Genomic DNA, 17,938 nt, shown 5'->3' with positions numbered 1-17,938 from the left:
GTTCGCGAAAATCATGGCGAATGCGAATTCAAATGTCCCACTGCGTAATTCATTCACATACCTGCCCGCCGGAATCGCCGGCGAAACAGATCCCCAGAGGTGAGAAATGACTGCCACCCTTCCCGCTACGCCGGCTGTCGACCGTGACGGCGTGCCGCACTACCGGCTCTTCATCGACGGTTCGTGGGTAGATACCGACACCGCCATCCCGGTGATCAACCCGGCCACCGAGGAGGTCGTCGTCACCGTCGCCCAGGCCGATATCAGCCACGTCGACGCCGCGGTGGCGGCCGCCAAGCGGACCCACGAGTCCGGTGTCTGGCGCAACACCCCGCCTGCCGAGCGGGCTGCCGTGATCGACCGGGTGATCGCCGCGCTGAGCGCCAAGATGGACGACCTCGCGGTGCTCAGCGCCAAGGAGACCGGTATGCCGCTGCGGCTGGCGGGCGCCATCGGCGTCGGCTTCCCGCTGATGCACCTGGGCCACTACGCGGAGCTGACCCGCACCTATGAGTTCGAGCGCTCGGGACCGGTCGCCGGTCAGGTGCTCTCGGCGAGCTTCATCCGCAAGGAGCCGGTCGGGGTGTGCGCGGGCATTGTCCCGTGGAACTTCCCGGCGGTCATCGCCGTGTGGAAGTCGATCCCGGCACTGGCCGCGGGCAACACCGTGGTGCTCAAGACCGACGAGAAGACCCCGATCTTCGCCCTCGAGCTGGCTCAGCTGCTCCAGGACGCCGGACTGCCCGACGGCGCGCTCAATGTCGTCGTCGGTGACGGCCCGACCGTCGGCGGCCACCTGGTCAAGCACCCCGATGTGCGGCTGGTGTCCTTCACCGGGTCCACCGCCACGGGCCGGCAGGTGATGGCAGACGCGTCGGGCACCGTCAAGCGAGTGCTGCTCGAACTCGGTGGCAAGGGCCCGAACATCGTGCTCGACGACGCCGATATCACTGCGGCAGTGGATGGTTCGATCTACGCCTTCCTGCTGCACGCGGGCCAGGCCTGTGAGTCCGGCACCCGCCTGCTGCTGCCCGCCTCGATCCACGACGAGTTCGTCGCCCGTCTGGTGGAGCGCCTGAAGACGCTGAAGATCGGCAGCCCGCTCGACCCGGCCACCGACATCGGCGCGGTGATGAACAAGACCCAGCACGAGCGGATTCTCGGCTACATCGAGAAGGGCAAGGCCGAGGGCGCGACCGTGGTCATCGGTGGCGGTGTGCCGACCGGCGAGGGCTTCGACAAGGGCTACTGGGTGGAGCCGACGGTGTTCACCGGTGTCACCAACGACATGACCATCGCCCGCGAAGAGATCTTCGGCCCCGTGCTCTCGGTCCTGAAGTACGACTCCGAGGACGAGGCGATCAAGATCGCCAACGACACCGAGTACGGCCTGGCGGCCGCGGTGTGGAGCCGCGACAACCAGCGTGCTCTGGAGGTCGCCCGGCAGATCGAGGCGGGTTCGGTGTGGATCAACGACTACCACAACATCTCCCAGTACCTGCCGTTCGGCGGTTTCAAGCAGTCCGGCACCGGCCGTGAGCTCGGCCCCGACGCGCTGAGCGAGTTCACCCAGGACAAGGGCATCACGATCGACCTGTCCGGCGATGTGAGCCGGCGCGCCTACGGCCTCGTCCTCGGCACCCCGCCCTCGGCCGAATAGCAGTTTCCGCGGTACCGGTGCGCGCCCGAGCGTCGGGCTCGTGTTCGAGAAGATCCAACGGAGAATCTTATGATCAAAGGTCAGTTCACCAATTTCAAGCTGATCGTTCGCGATCTCGACCGCTCGCTGGCGTTCTACGCGTTGTTCGACCAAAAGGTCGGCGCGCTGCTGGAATTCGTCGACCCGGAACTCACCGAAGTGATGCTGGAGGATTCCGCGGGCGTGCGCACCCTGGTACTGCTCCACGGCGATCTGCTGCCCGCACCCGCCCCGATTCCCGGGTATGCGCCGCTGGTGCTGGTCGTGGACGACGTCCACGCCGCGGCGGCGGAAATCAAGGCCGCGGGTCATGAATTGCGGGTCGAGCCCACCGATTTCGGTCCGGTCAGCCTGGCCATGGTCGCCGACCCCGACGGTTACCTGGTCGAGCTGGTCTCCGGTGACCCGAACGCGGTGCAGAGCCCGCCGCCGGGCACCAAGATCCCGCACCCGGTTCCCTACATCCACGATCACGCATGAGCTCGGTGGTGACAGTGGAAGCGGCGGTGCGGCCCGCCTTCGGTTCCGGCGGCGTCGGGCACCTGCTCATCGATGGTGAGTGGGTGCCCGCTGCCACGGGCGCGACGTTCGAGGTGATCGATCCGGGCACCGAACAGGTGGTCGGGCAGGTCGCCGAGGCGTCCGCGGCCGATGTCGATGCCGCGGTGCGGGCCGCGCGGCGCGCTTTCGACGAGGAGCGCTGGCTGCGCCTGTCCTCGGCACAGCGCGGTGTGGTGCTGTGGCGGGCGGCTGATCTGATCGAGGACAGGTCCGAGGAGCTGGCGCGACTGGAGAGCCTCGACGTGGGTGTTCCTGTCTCCCAAGCGAAGCTGATGGTGGCCGAGGCGGTCAACCAGTTCCGCTACTTCGCGGGCTGGGCCGACAAGATCGTGGGTACCACCGTCGACCTCGGCACCGCCGAGCGCCGGATGCAGGGCGCGACCTACCGGGAGCCGGTCGGTGTCGTGGCGATGATCGTGCCGTGGAACGCACCGCTCATCGCCATGTCGATGAAGTTGGCGCCGGCGCTGGCGGCCGGGTGCACGTGTGTGCTCAAGCCGTCGGAGGAAGCACCGCTGTCGGCGCTGGCCTTGGGCCGGATCCTGCTCGAAGCGGGCGTCCCGGCCGGTGTGGTCAACATCGTCACCGGTTTCGGGGCAACGGGCGCGGCGATGGCCGAACATCCCGGGGTCGACAAGATCAGTTTCACCGGCTCCACCGAGGTCGGCCGCAAGATCGTCGCGGCGGCCACCGGCAACCTGAAGAAGGTATCGCTGGAACTGGGCGGCAAGTCACCGGTGATCGTGCTCCCCGATGCCGACCTGACGGCCGCGGCCGCGGGCATCGCGCTCGGCGTGTTCTGGAACTCGGGGCAGATCTGCACCTCGGGCACCAGGCTGTTCGCACACGCCGACATCTACGACGAGCTCGTCGAAGGGATCGCCGAACAGGGCCGTGCCATGAAAATGGGTTACGGCACCGACCCGGATGTGGTGCTGGGACCGCTCATTTCGCGGCGTCAGCTCGATCGCGTCACCGGGTACGTCCACGGCGGGATCGCCGCAGGCGCCCGGGTGGTCTGTGGCGGCAAGCGGGTGGGCGAGACCGGCTTCTATTACGAGCCGACCGTTGTCGCCGACGCCTTGCCCGAGATGGCGATCGTCCGCGAGGAGATCTTCGGACCGGTCATCGCCGTCCTGTCGTTCACCGATCTCGACGAGGCGATCCGTTCGGCCAACGACACGGAATACGGTCTGGCGGGCAGTGTCTGGACGCGCGATGTCGCGCTCGCGCATCGCATCGCCCGACGACTGCGTGGTGGCCGGATCGGCGTGAACATCCATCGGGCAGGCGGGGTCCAGATGCCCGTCGGTGGATTCAAGCAGTCCGGCTGGGGCCGAGAGAACGGTCCTGACGCGCTCGAGGGATACCTCGAGACCAAATCAGTCGTCACGCTGCTCGACCGCTGAAGGCGCGGTTTCGCCGTTACCGTCAAACGACACCCGAAAGTTGTATTGCTATGACAGAGCACGAGAATGACCTGGAGCAGATGACCCGGTGGGTCGTCGACCTCGAGGAAATCAAGATACTGATGGCGAAGTACTGCCACGGTATCGACCAGAAGAACGAAGAGACCTTTCTGAGCATTTGGTCCGACGATGCCGATTACCTGTTGCCGCGAGGCGCGGGCCACGGTATCGACGGGGTCAGGGAACTGGTGCGCAAGGTATGGCGCGAGGTCCCGCAGTGTCATCACCACATCACCAATCCGGTGATCCAGATCCAGGGCGACACCGCGACCGCGGCGACCGATGTCTTCTATTTCCGACTCACCGCGGACGGTACCCGGGTATTGCTCTCGGGCCGATACGCATTCGAGTTCGTCCGGCGTGACGGAGAGTGGAAGACCAAGCGGCTGGAATTCGCGAGCTTCGTGTCGGACAGCCCAGTTTTCGCGTAGCACCGACCTATGCCTGAGGCCCTGCGACAGTCGTCGCAGGGCCTCAGGCGTCGCATCAGCGTCAGTGGCCTTCGGCCCCAGCGCTCGACTCGGCGGTTGCCGCGCGGGACAGGCGCACGGCCAGACCGCCCAGGATCAGTACGAGGGCTACGATGACCAGCCACGGCGGCAGCCAGTAGGCCGCGCTCGCCGTGATACCGAGCACCGCGGCGCCCACCACGCGCGGGAGCCAGCCGGTGCCGGTCTCCCGGCGGAAGTAGAAGGCCTGCGACAGCAGATACACCGCCGGACCGATCATGATCAGCACACCCGCGACGCCGGCGCGATCGGTGTGGGCATGCCCGAGTACAGTTTCCGCACCCGCGGCGAATATCACCAGGCCGGCAACCACGCCGTAGATCACACTGAGCCCCAGGTGTACCGCGGCGATCGGGTCGGCGGTGCGGGTGATGTCGCGGACCACGTCGCTCTCGGCGCGGGCGAAGTAGATCTGCCACAGGCAGACCAGCGCCAGGAAACAGCCGAAGGCGAGCGTGAGCACCAGCGCGTCGTCGTGGTGTTCGGTGATTACCCGGCCCAGTGTCAGCACGGTCTCGCCGAGCATGATGATCAGGAACAGTCGCATTCGCTCCACGACGTGCTCGGCGTCGAACGCCAGCTGCCGTGAATCGATCCGTCGACCCGGCACGGGATGCGCCAGCCAGGTACCGATCAGGTCGACGGCGGCCGCCGCGGCCCACAACCACAGGCGCGTGCCGGGCTCCACCATCGCACCGATCAGCCACAGCGGGGTCGAGACCATGAACCACAGCAGGACCCGCAGGTAGTGCCCGCGCAGGGCGTTGTCAGGTGCAGTGACAGCGGCGTATACGCTGGGCCCGATGAGCGCCGCCAGCATCGGCACCACGAACAGCCACGGGCTGTCGTCGAAGGCATGCGCGATGCCCGCATTGGCGAACAGACCGAGGGCCATCACCGCCACAGTGATCAGCTTCGTGCCCTTGCGCTCGATATCGAGCATGGTGATCTCGAAGGTGGTGAACGTCCAGATGCCCACCACCGCGATCAACGCCACCAGCGTCTCCGCCCCGCCCCGCCAGGTCAGATGCGCGACGAAGTGATGGGTCAGCTGGCCCAGCGCCAGGACGAAGACCAGATCGAAGAACAGCTCGAGGGGCGAGACCGCACGCGATAGCGGCATACGCGGTGCGCTCATGGCTTCCTCCTAGGTGACGCCGTGTTCGAGCACTTCGCAACGCGGCCTCAGCCTACCTATCTGCGAGTGCTCGAGCCGTTAGCTGCCACGCCGGTGCAACCCCGTATCACAGTGGCCATTGCACATGTTTGACCTCGAAGAATTCCCTGAACCCCTCCTCGCCGCCCTCTCGGCCGATACCGCTGTGGCCGGGTCCGCCCCAAGGGGCGTCGGCGCGCATCCCACCGCCGCCATTGATGGTCACCGTGCCCGAACGCAGCCGCCGGGCGAACTCGATGGCGTGTACGGTCGGCCCCCAGACGTTGGCGTTCAGTGCGTATTTGACGTCGTTGGCCATGCGGACGGCATCGTCTGGATCGGTGTAGGGAATGACGACACCGACCGGCGCGAACAGCTCTTCTTGGGCGATTTCGGCCTCGTTCGGCACTCCGGTTACCAGGGTGGGTTCGAGAAAGAATCCGTCGTCGAGGCCTGCGGGTCGTCCACCGCCGACAGGGATCTGGGCACCCGTGGCGCGGGCCCGGGAAAGAAAACCTTCGACATTGTCGCGGTGTTCGCCGGTGATGAGTGGGCCCAGAACAGTATCGGGTGCGAACGGATCGCCGACGATGAGACTGCGCAGGAACACACCCGAGCGTTCGACGTACTCGTCGAAGTCGGCTCGGGGCACCAGGGTTCGTGTGGTTGCGCCGCAGGCTTGACCGCTGTTGCGGGTGAAGCGCAACGCTGAGGCTGGAACGGCGCGTGCCAGGTCGGTGCCGGGCAGCACGATGTTGGGTGATTTGCCGCCGAGTTCGAGGACGACTTTCTTCAAGGTGGGCGCGGCGAGGGTGAGGATCTTGCTGCCGACGGTGGGGGAGCCGGTGAAGGTGACCATGTCGACTTCGGGGGCGGTGACGACCTGTTCGGTGACCGCTGGTGGTCCGAAGACGAGATTGACTGCGCCAGTGGGGAATCCGGCTTCTTCGACCAGTTTGACGAATGCCGAGGTCAGTAGAACGGCTTTGGGGGAGGTGACCAGGATGGTGGAGCAGCCTGCGGCGAGGGCGGCGCCGAGTTTGTAGGCGCTCATCATGATCGGGACGTTGTAAGCGACGATCGCGGCGACCACGCCTGCGGGTTGGCGCAGGAGCAGGCTGCTGGTGGTGATCGGGTCGTGGTCGAGGGGCAGGGGTTGTTCGTAGCCCTCGCGTGGTCCGCGGGTGGCGGCGTCGGCGAACCAGCGGAAGAATTTCGCGGGTAGGTCGACGTGGAGGGTGGGTCCGCTGCTGATCGGGGTGCCGATCTCGGTGGCTGCTATGTGGACCAGAGTCTCCCGATTGTCTTGGAGCAGGTCGGCCAGGCGGTGGAGTAGTGCGCCGCGTTCGGTTGGGCCCAGGCGGCTCCATTCGCCGCCGTCGAAGGCGCGTCGCGCGGCTGAGATGGCAGTGGTGACCTGGTCGGGGCCGGTGGCGGGGGTGAGTGTGACCTGCTGGCCGGTGGCGGGGTTGATCGTGGTGATCGGGTCACCGTCGCCGCGGGTCCAGCGGCCGTCGATGTAGCTCGCGGCCTCGCCGATGAGGGCAGTCATGCGTGAATCCTTTTCGGGTCGAGAGGTGTCGGGAAGTGAGAAGCGCCCGAGGTTCAGTGATTTCAATACAATATATTTGCTGGCGTGGAGGGTGTTTCCGCAATTCGCAGACTGTCCAATTTCCTGGACAGATGTGGACGAGAGGCGACCGTAATCTCCTGAAATCGGCACGACGGAGTTCCCGTGCAGCCGTGGAGAGTTGGGTAATCACACATGAGCAAGATTTCCGAAGCAGACAAAATTGCCGAAGCGTCGATGGCGGTCGTCGACCGGCACATCGCCGCGATGGGCAGCCGCGACGTCGACACGATCGCCGCGGACTATTCCGAGGACACGGTCATCATCACGACATTGGCCCCGGAGCCGCTCGTTGGCAAGGCCGCTATGAAAGCCTTCCTGGCGACGCTGTTGGCCGCTGGAGCCGACGAGCTCGATGCCGCCGCCGCACCTACTTTCACGCGCAAAGAGGCTGTCGGCGAATACGTCTACCTCGCTTTCGATCTGGGCAACGGCAAGACCGCGACCGAGACCTACCACGTCAAGAACAACGAAGTCGTGTTCGAGACCGCTACTTTCTGACAGTGGTGACGACGAAGTAGCCGATCGTGGCATCGGTGCCTTCAGACACCGATGCCACGATCATGCTCCTAACGCGGTGTATTCGGTGTGATGGTCGCGAATGACCAGGGCTGAGCGCAGGTTCCACAGACCGGTCGGGTCTGTGGAGTCGTAGCCGGTGAGTCGCAGAATTCGTTTGAGCCGGTAGTCGACACTGTTGGGGTGCAGGTGCAGCCGACGGGCGGTACGACGGCGGTCGAGGCCGCTGTCGATGTAGCAACGCAGGGTCGCGAGAAGATCGGGGTGTTCCTCGAGCGGATCGAGCACCGTGGACAGTGCATCGCGGCCGGGCCCGGGACGGGTCAGCTGATATTCGACCGCGATATCGCTGAACCGGTGCAGCCGACCTGTCATGCCCAGCCTGGTGGCCAGATCCAGTGCAGCGTGGACCTGTTCGGCCACCGCCGGCAAGTCGGTGGTGAGTGCGTGCATCGTCAGCGCTGTCGGAACGGTGCCGTCGGCAGTGACGAGGCAATCGTTGAAGGCGGCGAGTGCGGCATAGTCGTTGGGCGCGGTATCGGGAATCAGGATGGTTGCGCCGTTGTCCGCGAGCAAGGTCAGAGCGTTCGGGCCGAAACGGCGACGCACCTCGAAGTACATTCGAGCGGCGACCGGTTCAGCGGCGGTGGGCGGTCCCTCGTGATGCCGGCCGCGCAGCGGCGGAAGGCGCATCGCGAGGATGGTGTAAGAATCGGCGACGCCGATGTGGCTGCAGTGGCCGAGTATTTTCGCCGAGTCGCCCCGCAACAGTGCGGCGGCGACGGCACGGCCCTCGTCGACCCGTTCGTTCGATCGGGCCTGCTTGTACACCCGTGCGACGATTTCGGTCGCCGCACGTACCGCACGCAGGACTGAATCCGCCGTCGGTGGTGTCTCGATGGATATGACCAGTTCCATGGCCCCGATGACGATCGACAGTGTGGTGTCGAGGCTGACGCCCAAACGAACACAGCCGGCCACAGCACGCTCCAGTTGTGCGGCGGCGTCGCTGTCGAGATCGGTGGCCGACGCGAATGATCTGGAGGCGAGTGTGAGTAGCTGCTCGCGCACCTCATCGGACGCGCTGTGTGCGCTCATCGCGGAGTCGACCATCCGGGTGATCGTGTGGTTCACCTCGTGAACTCCCATCCTGCGGTTCCTCGACTGGGCGGCTGCGGCGAGTCGAGTGCGCCCAGTACTGGGCAACTCAGGCGAGCCTATGTCTCGATGTTGCGGTGCGGTGTCCAGCAATTTGGACACGACCTGACCTGGTCAACTGCACAGAAAGTGGGTGTTACAGAGGGGGCTGATGACATGTATGAGGCATAATGCATAAATAAGCGACCGAAAGGACCGACATGGAAACCACGCTGCAGGGTTTGCCGCGCAGTCCGAACAAGCAACGTCACCAGCTGTCGGAGGACGTCGCGACCTACGTTCGCGAGCTGATCATCACCGGTCAGGTGCGGCCGGGCGACTTTTTGCGGATCGAACCGGTCGCCGAGGCTGTCGGCGTCAGCAACACCCCGGTGCGGGAAGGGCTGCTGCTGCTCAGTGGCGAGGGTTTCGTCGAGCTCGTGCCGCGCCGCGGGTTCATGGTGTCGGCATTCAGTAAACAGGATGTGCGCGACTTGTTCTGGGCGCAGGCCACGATGGCGGGGGAGTTGGCGGGAAGGGCTGCCAAGTCGATCTCCCCGCGCGAACTCGATCATCTGGCGGGTGTCGTGGAGGCGCATGCCAGGGCGGCCGCGAGTGGATCCGATGACGAGCTCGTCACCTACGGTCACGAATTCCATCGCTCGATCAACTTGGCAGCGGACTCGCGCCGGTTGGCAATGTTGCTGGCCACGGTCGTCAAGCAGCTGCCGAATCGCTTTTACATCAATATCGAAGGCCATGGCGAGGACACGCTGCGCGACCACCCGCTGATCCTCGAAGCGCTGCAGAAGCGCCGCCCCAAGGCCGCCAATGCCCTGATGCGCGAACACATCATGTCCAGTGCCGACGAACTGATCGGCATGCTGGAGAAGCAGGGGCTGTGGGCCGAGCTCCAGAAGTCCACGGCCTGAACCGATCCCGTCGAACGACGTGATCGGTGCGTCTGCGAAGCCACCGAATCGCTCGATAGAGTCCCTCGCCCAGGCTCCTGGGCTGATCACCGTGCTGGCGTGCCGATATGAAATATAGTATATATAAATGGTACGTTGCGTGCGTCACAGTGGCGAGAGGACTTTCAATGACGAAGTCGGTTATGACCGGGGTGCTGCCTGCCCATCCCGAGGCGTCTTACATCGATGGCAGCTGGGTTCCGGTGTCATCGTCGGAGACCTTCGAGGTCGTGAACTGCAGCACCGAAGAGGTCGTGACCGCCGTCGGCGCGGCAACCGTCGACGATGTGGATGCCGCGGTGCGGGCGGCACGCACGGCATTCGACACCGGGCCGTGGCCGCTGATGTCGCCCGCCGAGCGAGCCGGGTACCTGCGAGCGATCGCCGCCGAGCTGACCAGACGGGGCGACGACTTCGCCCAGTTGTGGTCGGTCGAATCGGGTATCGCGTATGCGCTGGCGAAGACCAGGCTTCCGCTGTTCCTGTCCGGCGCGTTCAACGCCTATGCGGATCTGGCCGAGACCTTCGCCTTCCGGGAGTCGCGCACACCCGCGGCCGGTGGTGCCGGTCTGCTCGTGCGCGAGCCGGTCGGTGTCGTGGCGGCGATCGTGCCGTGGAACGGTCCGGCCGGGTTGATGGCCTACAAGTGCGCGCCCGCTCTGCTGGCCGGGTGCACCGTGGTGCTGAAGCCGCCGCAGGAGGCGCCGACCTCGGCCTACCTGTTCGCCGAGATCTGTGACCAGGTCGGACTGCCCCCGGGTGTGCTCAATGTGGTGACCGCCGACCGGCAGGTATCGGAATCGCTGGTCCGTCACCCCGGAGTCGACAAGGTGACCTTCACCGGTTCGACGGCGGCGGGGCGTGCGATCGGCGCGATCTGTGCCGACCGGATGGCGCGTTGCACCCTCGAGCTCGGCGGTAAGTCGCCGGCCCTGGTGCTCGACGACTACGACATCGGCACGGCGGCGAAGGTGCTCGCGGGTGGCATCAGCTACCTGGCCGGGCAGGTCTGTCACAGCCTGACCCGCGTGATCGTGTCCGAGAAGCGCCACGACGAACTGGCCGACGCGCTCGGTACCGCGATGAGCGCGCTGCGTGTAGGTGACCCGTTCGACGAGACCGTCAACATGGGACCGCTCGCCTCCGCTCGCCAACGTGAACGCGTCGAAAGCTACATCGCCGCAGGCAAAGCCGCCGGCGCGCGTCTGGTCACCGGCGGCGGCCGACCGGCCGGGCTGGAACGCGGCTTCTTCGTGGAGCCGACCGTTTTCGCGAACGTCGACAACAAATCGGTGATCGCGACCGAGGAAATCTTCGGACCTGTGCTCGCCGTCATCGCGGCGAAGGACGAGGACGACGCCATCGCGCTGGCCAACGACAACCCCTACGGGCTCAACGCCGCGGTCTTCACCAACGACACCGACCGCGCCTACCGCGTCGCGCGCAAACTGCGCACCGGCACAGTGGGGCACAACGGTCCGCGCACCGACTTCTCGATCGCTTTCGGCGGCTTCAAGCTGTCGGGCGTCGGCCGCGAGGGCGGCACCGAGGGTCTGCTGCCGTTCCTGGAGACCAAGACGCTGGTGCTCGAGAACCAGCCGACCGACGCCTCGGGATTCGGCAACTAGTTTTCGCACCGACAAATTTCCGGAGAAGGGCCCTGTCGACTTCTGTCGACAGGGCTCTTCTGCTGTTCGTTGAAATCCAGAATTACTGCTGACCGAAATATTTTGTATGTCCACATTATTGGACATCTTGTTGCTGGATTCCTGCTTAGTCTCGCAGAGGAAGGACGGCGCGCAGGTTGGCGCCGTTTTCCTTATGTGAGCGCATATCGCGCGAATTCTGATCGGTCGGGAGCAGCGGTGCTCGCCGACCAGCTGGAGGTTTCACGAAATGTTCTGGACCAAGAACTCTCGTCCCCGACGGGCCGCGGCCGGTCTCACCCTCGCGCTCGCTCTCGCATCGGGTAGCTGGCTGGATTCCTCGGTCGCACTGGCGGATCCGGGAGCGAGGTTTGTGGTGATCACCGGGGCCGGTTCGTCGAATATCAGCGTGCTGGGTCTCGACAGCGCAGGCGGGTTATCGAAGGTGGCGGGATCGCCGTTCGCCTCGGGAACCGGTGCGCTGTCGGTGACGATTACTCCAGATGGCCGGAAGGTCTATTCGGCGAACGTCGTGTCGGGCACAGTGAACGGATTCGATCTCGGTGCCGACGGCAGGCTCACTCCCATCGCCGACGCGCACTTCGACCTCGGCGGCCCCGGTGTGGGAATCCTGGCGGCACCCGATGGCAAGACAGTGTTTGTGACCACCGGCACGGTGACGAACGAGATCCGTGCCTACCGGATCACCAGCACGGGCGGACTCACCCCGACCGGGGCAACTCCGGTGCCGATCCCTGGGATCAGCGGACTGAGCATGCCCGCCATCTCGCCCGACGGAAAGTATCTCTTCATGGTGGGCTGGCTCGACGCCACCGTGCTGAGCTATGCCGTGGGGCCGAACGGCGCGCTGACGCAGGTGGATTCGGTACCCGCTGGATTGATGTCGACTATTCCCGGCGTCACTCCGGACGGACGCTTTCTTTACACCAGCAATGAGGCAGAGGGCAATGTATCGGGCTATTCGATCGGCGCCGACGGGAAACTGACACCGGTACCCGGATCCCCCTTCCGTACCGGCTTGATGCCGCTGCCGCACGGCGCGATGTTCACTTCCGACAGCAAACGCATGTACATGGCCGAGGCGATGGCGGGCGGCATCGCCGGATTCGAGATCGCCGAGAACGGCGCGCTGACCACGCTGCCCGGTACGCCCTACAAGGCGCCGGCGGGCACGCTGCCGGGCCGTGTTCTGGTCGACTCGGTATCGCAACATGTCTTCCTCATCGACACTCTCACCGTTCAAGGCACTTCACGAGTGCATACCTATGCGATGGCGCCCGACGGGCGGCTCACGTTGACCGATGCCCCTTCGGTCGATACCGGCCTGCTCTTCGCCGACGGGCCGAATGCGTGGGTGGCGACCCAGTGACGATCGGTCCGAGCCCCTCGCGCGGCGGGATATTACATATATTATATTCAGGAAGGACTCATATTTCAGCTGCCAAGGGAGGCACACGATGAAACCGTACCGCTCGATGCTCTTCGTCCCCGGTCACAAGGGCGCCTGGGCCGACAAGGGCGTCGCATCCGGTGCTGACGCGCTGATCCTCGACCTCGAAGACTCGGTGCCCGCCGCCGACAAGATCGAGGCACGCGGCATCGTCGCCGCCACCATCGACCGCCTCACCGCCGAGGGCGTGCGCCCCGACCTGTGGGTCCGGGCCAACCCGGAGATCAGTGGACTGCTCGGCGGCGACCTGGAGGCCATCGTGCGTCCGGGGCTGGCCGGACTGTTCCTGGCCAAGGTGTTCACCGCCGAGGAGATCGTGCGCCTGGACGCGGTCCTGAGCCACATCGAACAGCGCGAGGGTCTCGAGGTGGGCACCGTGCAGTTGATCGTGTCCTTCGAGACCGCGGTGTCGATGGCGCACTGCGAGGACATCGCGGGCGCGAGCCCCCGGGTGGCCTCGCTGCTCGGTGCCACCGGTCCCAATGCCGACGTCGGCCGGGAACTCGGCTTCGAGTTCACTCCCGGCGGGCTCGAAACGCTGTACCTGCGCAGCCGGATCATCCTGGCGGCCAAGGCGAACGGGCTGCACCACCCGGTGACCGGCGTGTGGCAGGACATCAAGGATCTCGAGGGTGCGCGTCGTTTCTGCCTGGACAACCGCCAGCTCGGCTACCGCGGTCTGGTGGCGATCCACCCGTCGCACGTGGCCATCGCCAACGAGGTGTTCTCGCCGTCGCCCGAGACCGTCGACTACTGCCGGCGCATGATCGTGGCGTTCCGGGAAGCCGAAGCCGCAGGCAGCGCCGCGGTCGACTTCGAGGGCCAGCACGTCGATCTCGCCCACGTCAAGACCGCCGAGGGCATCATCGCCCTGTCTGACGCGGTGTCGGCCAACGCGTAACCAGCACAAAAAGGAAGGGGGTGGCCGCGGCCACCCCCTTCTTCATGTTCTGAGCTGATCAGCCCACGATCAGCAGAACCGTCTCTGCGACGCAGGCCGGCTTGGCCTCACCGCCGTCGAGCACATACTTCGCCGTCACCGAAGCTCCAGCCGGAGTCTCGGTGACATCGGTGATCGTGACGGTCGCCCGCAGTTCCGATCCGGCGCGCAGCGGCGCCGGAAAGCGAACCTTGTTGACGCCGTAGTTGACCCGGGCCGAGCCGAAGGTGAAATCCAGGAGCTCCGGCCGGAAATGGGAGATCAGCGAGAGCGTGAGATATCCATGGGCGATGGTGCCGCCGTAGGGTCCCGTGGCAGCACGCTCCGGGTCGACGTGGATCCACTGCTCGTCGTCGGTGACCACGGCGAACGCGGAGATCCGCGTCTGGTCGACGAGAAACGGTTCACTCGGGCCGATCGGCTCGCCCACCGCGGCGCGGACCTCGTCGAGGGTGGTGAAAACGCGGGTCACGATGTCTCCTGGCTAATCGGTGGTGAGATCGACGGTGGCATTCGGTCCGGCGGATTCGCCAGCGGGGCCGAACAATTCGAGTGCGACACCGTCGGGTACCTCGGTGGCGAGCAGCCGGGCAGGCTGACCGCAGAACAGCGGCGCCCTGCCCCGGTGCCGTAGCTCGCGTGCGGGCGACCCGCCCATCAACCGGTGGACCTCCGCCAACGCGATGGCTTGCAACGGGCCGTGCACGACCAGCCCGGGGTAACCCTCCACACCGGTGGCATAGGGCCAGTCGTAGTGGATGCGGTGCGCGTTGGCGGTGGCCGCGGAGAACCGCGCGAGCAGTGACGGATCGGTGCGCAGCTCCCAGGCGTTGTCCGAGGCTCGGTGCAACGGGGGGCCCGGAACGGTGTTCTCGGCCTGCGGGAACACCGCGGGCCGCTCGGGGGCGGGCGCGGCCTCCCGATAGATCAGGTTCTGCGTCTCCTCGACGGCGAGTTCGTCAGTGTCGTCGAACAATCGGATCTGGACGTCGACCACCACCAGTGCGCCCGAGCGCCCCTTCTTCTCCGACACCGAGATGACCTCGGCCTCGCGGCGCACGGTCGATCCGACGAGAAGTGGTGCGTGGAAACGGATCTCACCACCGGCGAACATCCGACGCGGCAGGTCGACCGGCGGCAGGAACGACCCGCGTCGCGGGTGTCCGTCGACACCGAGGACACCGGAGGCAGCCCACCGGGGCAGGGCCACCCAGTGCCACAGCGGTGGCAGCGGATCACCGGGGCCCGGGGTGGGCAGACCGTCGTCGAGCAGGGCCGCCAACGCGGCCACCGGAGCGGGATCGAGGAGCTCGGTGGAGGTTTCCAGATGCGGCTGCCAGTCGGAGGCGGTCACATGAACCGCCCGCCGGTCACCTCGAGCACGGTGCCCGTCATGTACGAGGACATGTCGGAGGCGAGAAACAGTGCCACCGTGGCGATCTCGTCGATCTCACCGGCGCGGCCGAGGGGAATCTCGGCCATCTTCTGGTCCCATACCTTCTGCGGCATGGCTTCGGTCATGGCGGTACGGATGAGGCCGGGCTGGATGGCGTTGACCCGAACACCCAGGTGCGCGAGCTCTTTCGCCGCTGCTTTGGACAGGCCGACGATGCCGGCCTTGGCCGCGGAGTAGTTGGTCTGGCCGGGCAGGCCGATCTTGCCCGAGAGCGAGGACATGTTGATGATGGCGCCGTTGCCGCGCTCGCGCATCACCGCACCGGCCAGGCGGGTGCCGTTCCAGGTGCCCTTGAGATGCACGGCGATGACCTGGTCGAACTGGTCCTCGGTCATTTTGCGCATGGTCGCGTCGCGGGTGATGCCCGCGTTGTTGATCATGACGTCGACGGGGGAGAAGGATTCGGCGGCGGCGTCGAGCAGGGTCTGGACATCGTCGGCGACGGTGACGTCACAGCGCACACCACGAGCGACAGCCGCGCCGCCGAGCTTGTCGGCGGCGGCTTCGGCGGCCGCACCGTCGATGTCACCGATGATGACGCGGGCACCCTCGGCGATGAACCGTTCGGCGATCGCGTAGCCGATGCCCTGGGCGGCGCCGGTGATGACGGCGGTCTTGTCGGCCAGAAGTGGTCCGGTCATGATGCTTCCTCACTGTCGGTGGTGGCGTCGAGCTGCGCCAGGATGCGTCGGGCACGGTCGAGGACGGGCTTGTCGACCATGGCACCGTCGACAACGGCGACACCCGAAGTGTCGGTGATCGCCGCGAAGATTTTTCGGGCCCACGCCTGTTCGTCCGCGCTGGGCCGGAAGGCTGTGGCCACGGGGTCGAGTTGGCGTGGGTGGATGCAGAGTTTGCCGGTGAAACCGAGCCGCCTGCCGTAACGGGCGTCGTCGTCGACCAGGTCGGCGTCATCGACGACGGCGGTAACGCCGTCGATCGGGCCGGGCAGGCCCGCTGCGGCCGAAGCGAGCACGAGAGCGTGCCGAGTCCCGGCCAGCGCGTCGCGGTCGGTGGGGTCCACACCGAGTTCGGCGGCGAGGTCGAAGGTGCCGACCGCGAGTCGATCCACTCCCGGTGTGGCGGCGACGGCTGCTGAATGCAGCACCCCCGCAGCGGTTTCGATCAAGGCGATCAGCAAGGGTTCGGTCCGGCCGATGGCGGCTTTGGGACGGTAGGGACCGCTTCGTCGACTCGACTGCCCCTCGGCGAGCGCCGCGACGACACCGTCGAGAACCCCGACTTCGGCTTTCGGCAGCATCACGGCGCAGCGCAGCGGTGCCAGTGCTGCGAGATCGTCGTCATGCCAGACGGTTCCGGCCGCGTTGATGCGCACGGCGCACTCGTTGCCCGCGTCGATCCAGGCCACGGCGTTCTCGCGCGCGGCCTCTTTGGCATCGGGGGCGACGGCGTCCTCGAGATCGAGCACGACCAGGCCGGGGTTCGCCGCCGCGGCCTTGGCGAAACGTTCGGGACGATCGGCCGGGACGAACAACAGCGTCGCGGCGGAGCGCACTCGCGTCGCCAGATCGGTGGCGATACCGGTACTCACGCGCGCTTCTTCGCTTCGCGCACGAGCCCGCCACCGATGATCAGGCGCTGGATCTCGCTGGTGCCCTCGTACAGGCGCAACAGGCGGACATCGCGGTAGATGTGCTCCACGGTGACTTCACGCATGTAGCCGCTGCCGCCGTGGATCTGCACCGCGTTGTCTGCGACCCGGCCGACCATCTCGGTGCAGAAGAGCTTGGCCACCGACGGTGAGATCCGCCGGTCCTCGCCGGAGACGTACTTGGCGGCGGCGTCGCGCACCAACGCGCGGCCCGCCATCACGCCGGTCTGCATATCGGCGATCATCGCCTGGACCAACTGGAAATCACCGATGGCCGTGCCGCCCTGGGTGACGGTGGCGGCGTAGGCAACCGACTCGTCGAGCGCGCGCTGGGCGGTGCCGACAGCGAGCGCGGCGATGTGGACGCGGCCACGCGACAGAGAGGCCATCGCGGCCTTATAACCTACGTTCTCCGAGCCACCTACCAGGGCGTCTGCGGGAACGCGGACATCGGTGAAGGTGACATCGGCGGTCCACGCACCCTCCTGACCCATCTTCGCGTCCTTGGGTCCGACGATGACTCCCGGTGTATCGGCGGGCACCAGGAATACGGCGATACCGGGACCGTCCGGGCCGGGCTCCGCGGTGCGGGCGAACGTGACGAACAGATCGGCCAGGGGAGCGTTGGTGATGAAGCGCTTCTGACCGTCGATCACCCAGTCGTCACCGTCACGCCGTGCACGGGTGCGCAGCCCCGCGGGGTTGGAGCCCGCACCGGGTTCGGTGAGCGCGAAGGAGGCCAGCACCTCGCCCGAGGCGATCCGCTCGAGCCACTGCTTCTTCTGCTCATCGGTGCCGTAGTTCACCAGCACCTGGCCCGCGATGCCGTTGTTGGTGCCGAACAGCGACCGCAGCGACAGACTGGTGTAGCCGAATTCCATGGCGAGCTCGACATCCTGGGTGAGATCGACGCCGAGGCCGCCCCACTGCTGCGGAATCGCGTACCCGAACAGCCCCATCTCGGCTGCGGCCTGGCGGATGTCGTCCGGAATCGCGTTGGTGTCGAGGATCTCCTGCTCGCGCGGGACCACCTTCGTGCGGATGAAAGTACGGACGTGGGCCAGGATCGGATCGAAGTCCTCGGCACTGAGTTCGGACACTCTCGGCTCCTTTGTTTGAGCGCAGTTGATACTAGATATAATATATGATGATACAATATATG

General features: G+C 66.0%; 17 protein-coding genes. 9 read left to right on the top strand and 8 right to left on the bottom strand.

Translation table 11 applies throughout. The features are described from left to right. Window positions 1-106: 106 nt before the first annotated feature. The 4 genes from ACFULV_RS32035 to ACFULV_RS32020 all read left to right on the top strand — a co-directional run bounded on the left by ACFULV_RS32035 (window position 107) and on the right by ACFULV_RS32020 (window position 4,160). Window positions 107-1,660, top strand: a complete 1,554-nt coding sequence (locus ACFULV_RS32035) for an aldehyde dehydrogenase family protein (RefSeq protein WP_378663270.1) — start codon at window positions 107-109, stop codon at window positions 1,658-1,660. 69 nt (window positions 1,661-1,729) lie between these two features. Next, complete coding sequence (locus tag ACFULV_RS32030) at window positions 1,730-2,179, top strand: VOC family protein (protein ID WP_378663267.1); 450 nt, start codon at window positions 1,730-1,732, stop codon at window positions 2,177-2,179. Then, window positions 2,176-3,669 (top strand): aldehyde dehydrogenase family protein, encoded by a 1,494-nt coding sequence (locus ACFULV_RS32025; protein WP_378663264.1) that lies wholly within the window; start codon window positions 2,176-2,178, stop codon window positions 3,667-3,669. The genes ACFULV_RS32030 and ACFULV_RS32025 overlap by 4 nt, the downstream gene beginning before the upstream one ends. Before the next feature lie 50 nt (window positions 3,670-3,719). After that, window positions 3,720-4,160 (top strand): nuclear transport factor 2 family protein, encoded by a 441-nt coding sequence (locus ACFULV_RS32020; RefSeq protein ID WP_378663261.1) that lies wholly within the window; start codon window positions 3,720-3,722, stop codon window positions 4,158-4,160. A 61-nt stretch (window positions 4,161-4,221) separates the two neighbouring features. Here ACFULV_RS32020 and ACFULV_RS32015 read toward each other — a convergent pair whose 3' ends face one another. Continuing rightward, complete coding sequence (locus ACFULV_RS32015; RefSeq protein ID WP_378663259.1) at window positions 4,222-5,376, bottom strand: low temperature requirement protein A; 1,155 nt, start codon at window positions 5,374-5,376, stop codon at window positions 4,222-4,224. A gap of 106 nt (window positions 5,377-5,482) precedes the next feature. Next, entirely contained in the window at window positions 5,483-6,946 is a 1,464-nt protein-coding gene (locus tag ACFULV_RS32010) for an aldehyde dehydrogenase family protein (protein WP_378663257.1), read from the bottom strand. A gap of 213 nt (window positions 6,947-7,159) precedes the next feature. On the opposite strand from ACFULV_RS32010, the gene ACFULV_RS32005 reads away from it, so the two are divergent. Then, the gene (locus tag ACFULV_RS32005; RefSeq protein ID WP_378628097.1) at window positions 7,160-7,525 is read left to right on the top strand and encodes a nuclear transport factor 2 family protein; all 366 of its coding nucleotides are present in this window, start codon (window positions 7,160-7,162) and stop codon (window positions 7,523-7,525) included. 60 nt (window positions 7,526-7,585) lie between these two features. Here the strand turns inward: ACFULV_RS32005 and ACFULV_RS32000 are convergent, their stop codons facing one another. Then, on the bottom strand, window positions 7,586-8,692 hold the full coding sequence (locus tag ACFULV_RS32000; RefSeq protein WP_378663254.1) for a PucR family transcriptional regulator: 1,107 nt from the start codon (window positions 8,690-8,692) through the stop codon (window positions 7,586-7,588). Window positions 8,693-8,901: 209 nt separating this feature from the next. Between ACFULV_RS32000 and ACFULV_RS31995 the strand changes: the two genes are divergently transcribed. The 4 genes from ACFULV_RS31995 (at window position 8,902) to ACFULV_RS31980 (ending at window position 13,669) form a co-directional block, all read left to right on the top strand. Further along, the gene (locus ACFULV_RS31995) at window positions 8,902-9,612 is read left to right on the top strand and encodes a GntR family transcriptional regulator (protein ID WP_378663251.1); all 711 of its coding nucleotides are present in this window, start codon (window positions 8,902-8,904) and stop codon (window positions 9,610-9,612) included. 167 nt (window positions 9,613-9,779) lie between these two features. Next, on the top strand, window positions 9,780-11,279 hold the full coding sequence (locus tag ACFULV_RS31990; protein WP_378663248.1) for an aldehyde dehydrogenase: 1,500 nt from the start codon (window positions 9,780-9,782) through the stop codon (window positions 11,277-11,279). Window positions 11,280-11,547: 268 nt separating this feature from the next. After that, a complete protein-coding gene (locus ACFULV_RS31985; protein WP_378663245.1) occupies window positions 11,548-12,687 on the top strand; it encodes a lactonase family protein in 1,140 nt (379 codons plus the stop codon). Window positions 12,688-12,775: 88 nt separating this feature from the next. Continuing rightward, complete coding sequence (locus tag ACFULV_RS31980; protein ID WP_378663242.1) at window positions 12,776-13,669, top strand: HpcH/HpaI aldolase/citrate lyase family protein; 894 nt, start codon at window positions 12,776-12,778, stop codon at window positions 13,667-13,669. Between the two features lie 58 nt (window positions 13,670-13,727). Here ACFULV_RS31980 and ACFULV_RS31975 read toward each other — a convergent pair whose 3' ends face one another. From ACFULV_RS31975 to ACFULV_RS31955, 5 genes are read right to left on the bottom strand one after another with little or no spacing between them, the layout of a single operon-like run. Next, on the bottom strand, window positions 13,728-14,180 hold the full coding sequence (locus tag ACFULV_RS31975) for a MaoC family dehydratase (protein ID WP_378628107.1): 453 nt from the start codon (window positions 14,178-14,180) through the stop codon (window positions 13,728-13,730). Between the two features lie 12 nt (window positions 14,181-14,192). Further along, window positions 14,193-15,062 carry a MaoC family dehydratase N-terminal domain-containing protein gene (locus tag ACFULV_RS31970; RefSeq protein ID WP_378663239.1) on the bottom strand — a complete coding sequence of 290 codons (870 nt, stop codon included), beginning with the start codon at window positions 15,060-15,062 and terminating at the stop codon, window positions 14,193-14,195. Beyond that, window positions 15,059-15,805, bottom strand: a complete 747-nt coding sequence (gene fabG, locus ACFULV_RS31965) for a 3-oxoacyl-ACP reductase FabG (protein ID WP_378628110.1) — start codon at window positions 15,803-15,805, stop codon at window positions 15,059-15,061. The genes ACFULV_RS31970 and fabG overlap by 4 nt, the downstream gene beginning before the upstream one ends. Next, a complete protein-coding gene (locus tag ACFULV_RS31960) occupies window positions 15,802-16,716 on the bottom strand; it encodes an HpcH/HpaI aldolase/citrate lyase family protein (protein WP_378663237.1) in 915 nt (304 codons plus the stop codon). Before ACFULV_RS31960 ends, fabG begins: the two co-directional genes overlap by 4 nt. Beyond that, on the bottom strand, window positions 16,713-17,876 hold the full coding sequence (locus ACFULV_RS31955) for an acyl-CoA dehydrogenase family protein (RefSeq protein WP_378663234.1): 1,164 nt from the start codon (window positions 17,874-17,876) through the stop codon (window positions 16,713-16,715). Before ACFULV_RS31955 ends, ACFULV_RS31960 begins: the two co-directional genes overlap by 4 nt. Window positions 17,877-17,938 lie beyond the last annotated feature (62 nt).

It is taken from the genome of Nocardia sp. NPDC057272 (genome assembly GCF_042668615.1).
Lineage (GTDB): Bacteria > Actinomycetota > Actinomycetes > Mycobacteriales > Mycobacteriaceae > Nocardia.
Note: the sequence above shows the minus strand (reverse complement) of the source record. Positions and strands in the feature narration are given on the sequence as shown.

Coding starts and splice junctions, on each gene's coding strand:
- ACFULV_RS31995 (WP_378663251.1), top strand. CDS start 8,902: ATGGAAACCACGCTGCAGGGTTTGCCGCGCAGTCCGAACAAGCAACGT.
- ACFULV_RS32025 (WP_378663264.1), top strand. CDS start 2,176: ATGAGCTCGGTGGTGACAGTGGAAGCGGCGGTGCGGCCCGCCTTCGGT.
- fabG (WP_378628110.1), bottom strand. CDS start 15,805: ATGACCGGACCACTTCTGGCCGACAAGACCGCCGTCATCACCGGCGCC.
- ACFULV_RS31990 (WP_378663248.1), top strand. CDS start 9,780: ATGACGAAGTCGGTTATGACCGGGGTGCTGCCTGCCCATCCCGAGGCG.
- ACFULV_RS31980 (WP_378663242.1), top strand. CDS start 12,776: ATGAAACCGTACCGCTCGATGCTCTTCGTCCCCGGTCACAAGGGCGCC.
- ACFULV_RS32030 (WP_378663267.1), top strand. CDS start 1,730: ATGATCAAAGGTCAGTTCACCAATTTCAAGCTGATCGTTCGCGATCTC.
- ACFULV_RS32015 (WP_378663259.1), bottom strand. CDS start 5,376: ATGAGCGCACCGCGTATGCCGCTATCGCGTGCGGTCTCGCCCCTCGAG.
- ACFULV_RS32010 (WP_378663257.1), bottom strand. CDS start 6,946: ATGACTGCCCTCATCGGCGAGGCCGCGAGCTACATCGACGGCCGCTGG.
- ACFULV_RS32000 (WP_378663254.1), bottom strand. CDS start 8,692: ATGGGAGTTCACGAGGTGAACCACACGATCACCCGGATGGTCGACTCC.
- ACFULV_RS32020 (WP_378663261.1), top strand. CDS start 3,720: ATGACAGAGCACGAGAATGACCTGGAGCAGATGACCCGGTGGGTCGTC.
- ACFULV_RS32005 (WP_378628097.1), top strand. CDS start 7,160: ATGAGCAAGATTTCCGAAGCAGACAAAATTGCCGAAGCGTCGATGGCG.
- ACFULV_RS31985 (WP_378663245.1), top strand. CDS start 11,548: ATGTTCTGGACCAAGAACTCTCGTCCCCGACGGGCCGCGGCCGGTCTC.
- ACFULV_RS32035 (WP_378663270.1), top strand. CDS start 107: ATGACTGCCACCCTTCCCGCTACGCCGGCTGTCGACCGTGACGGCGTG.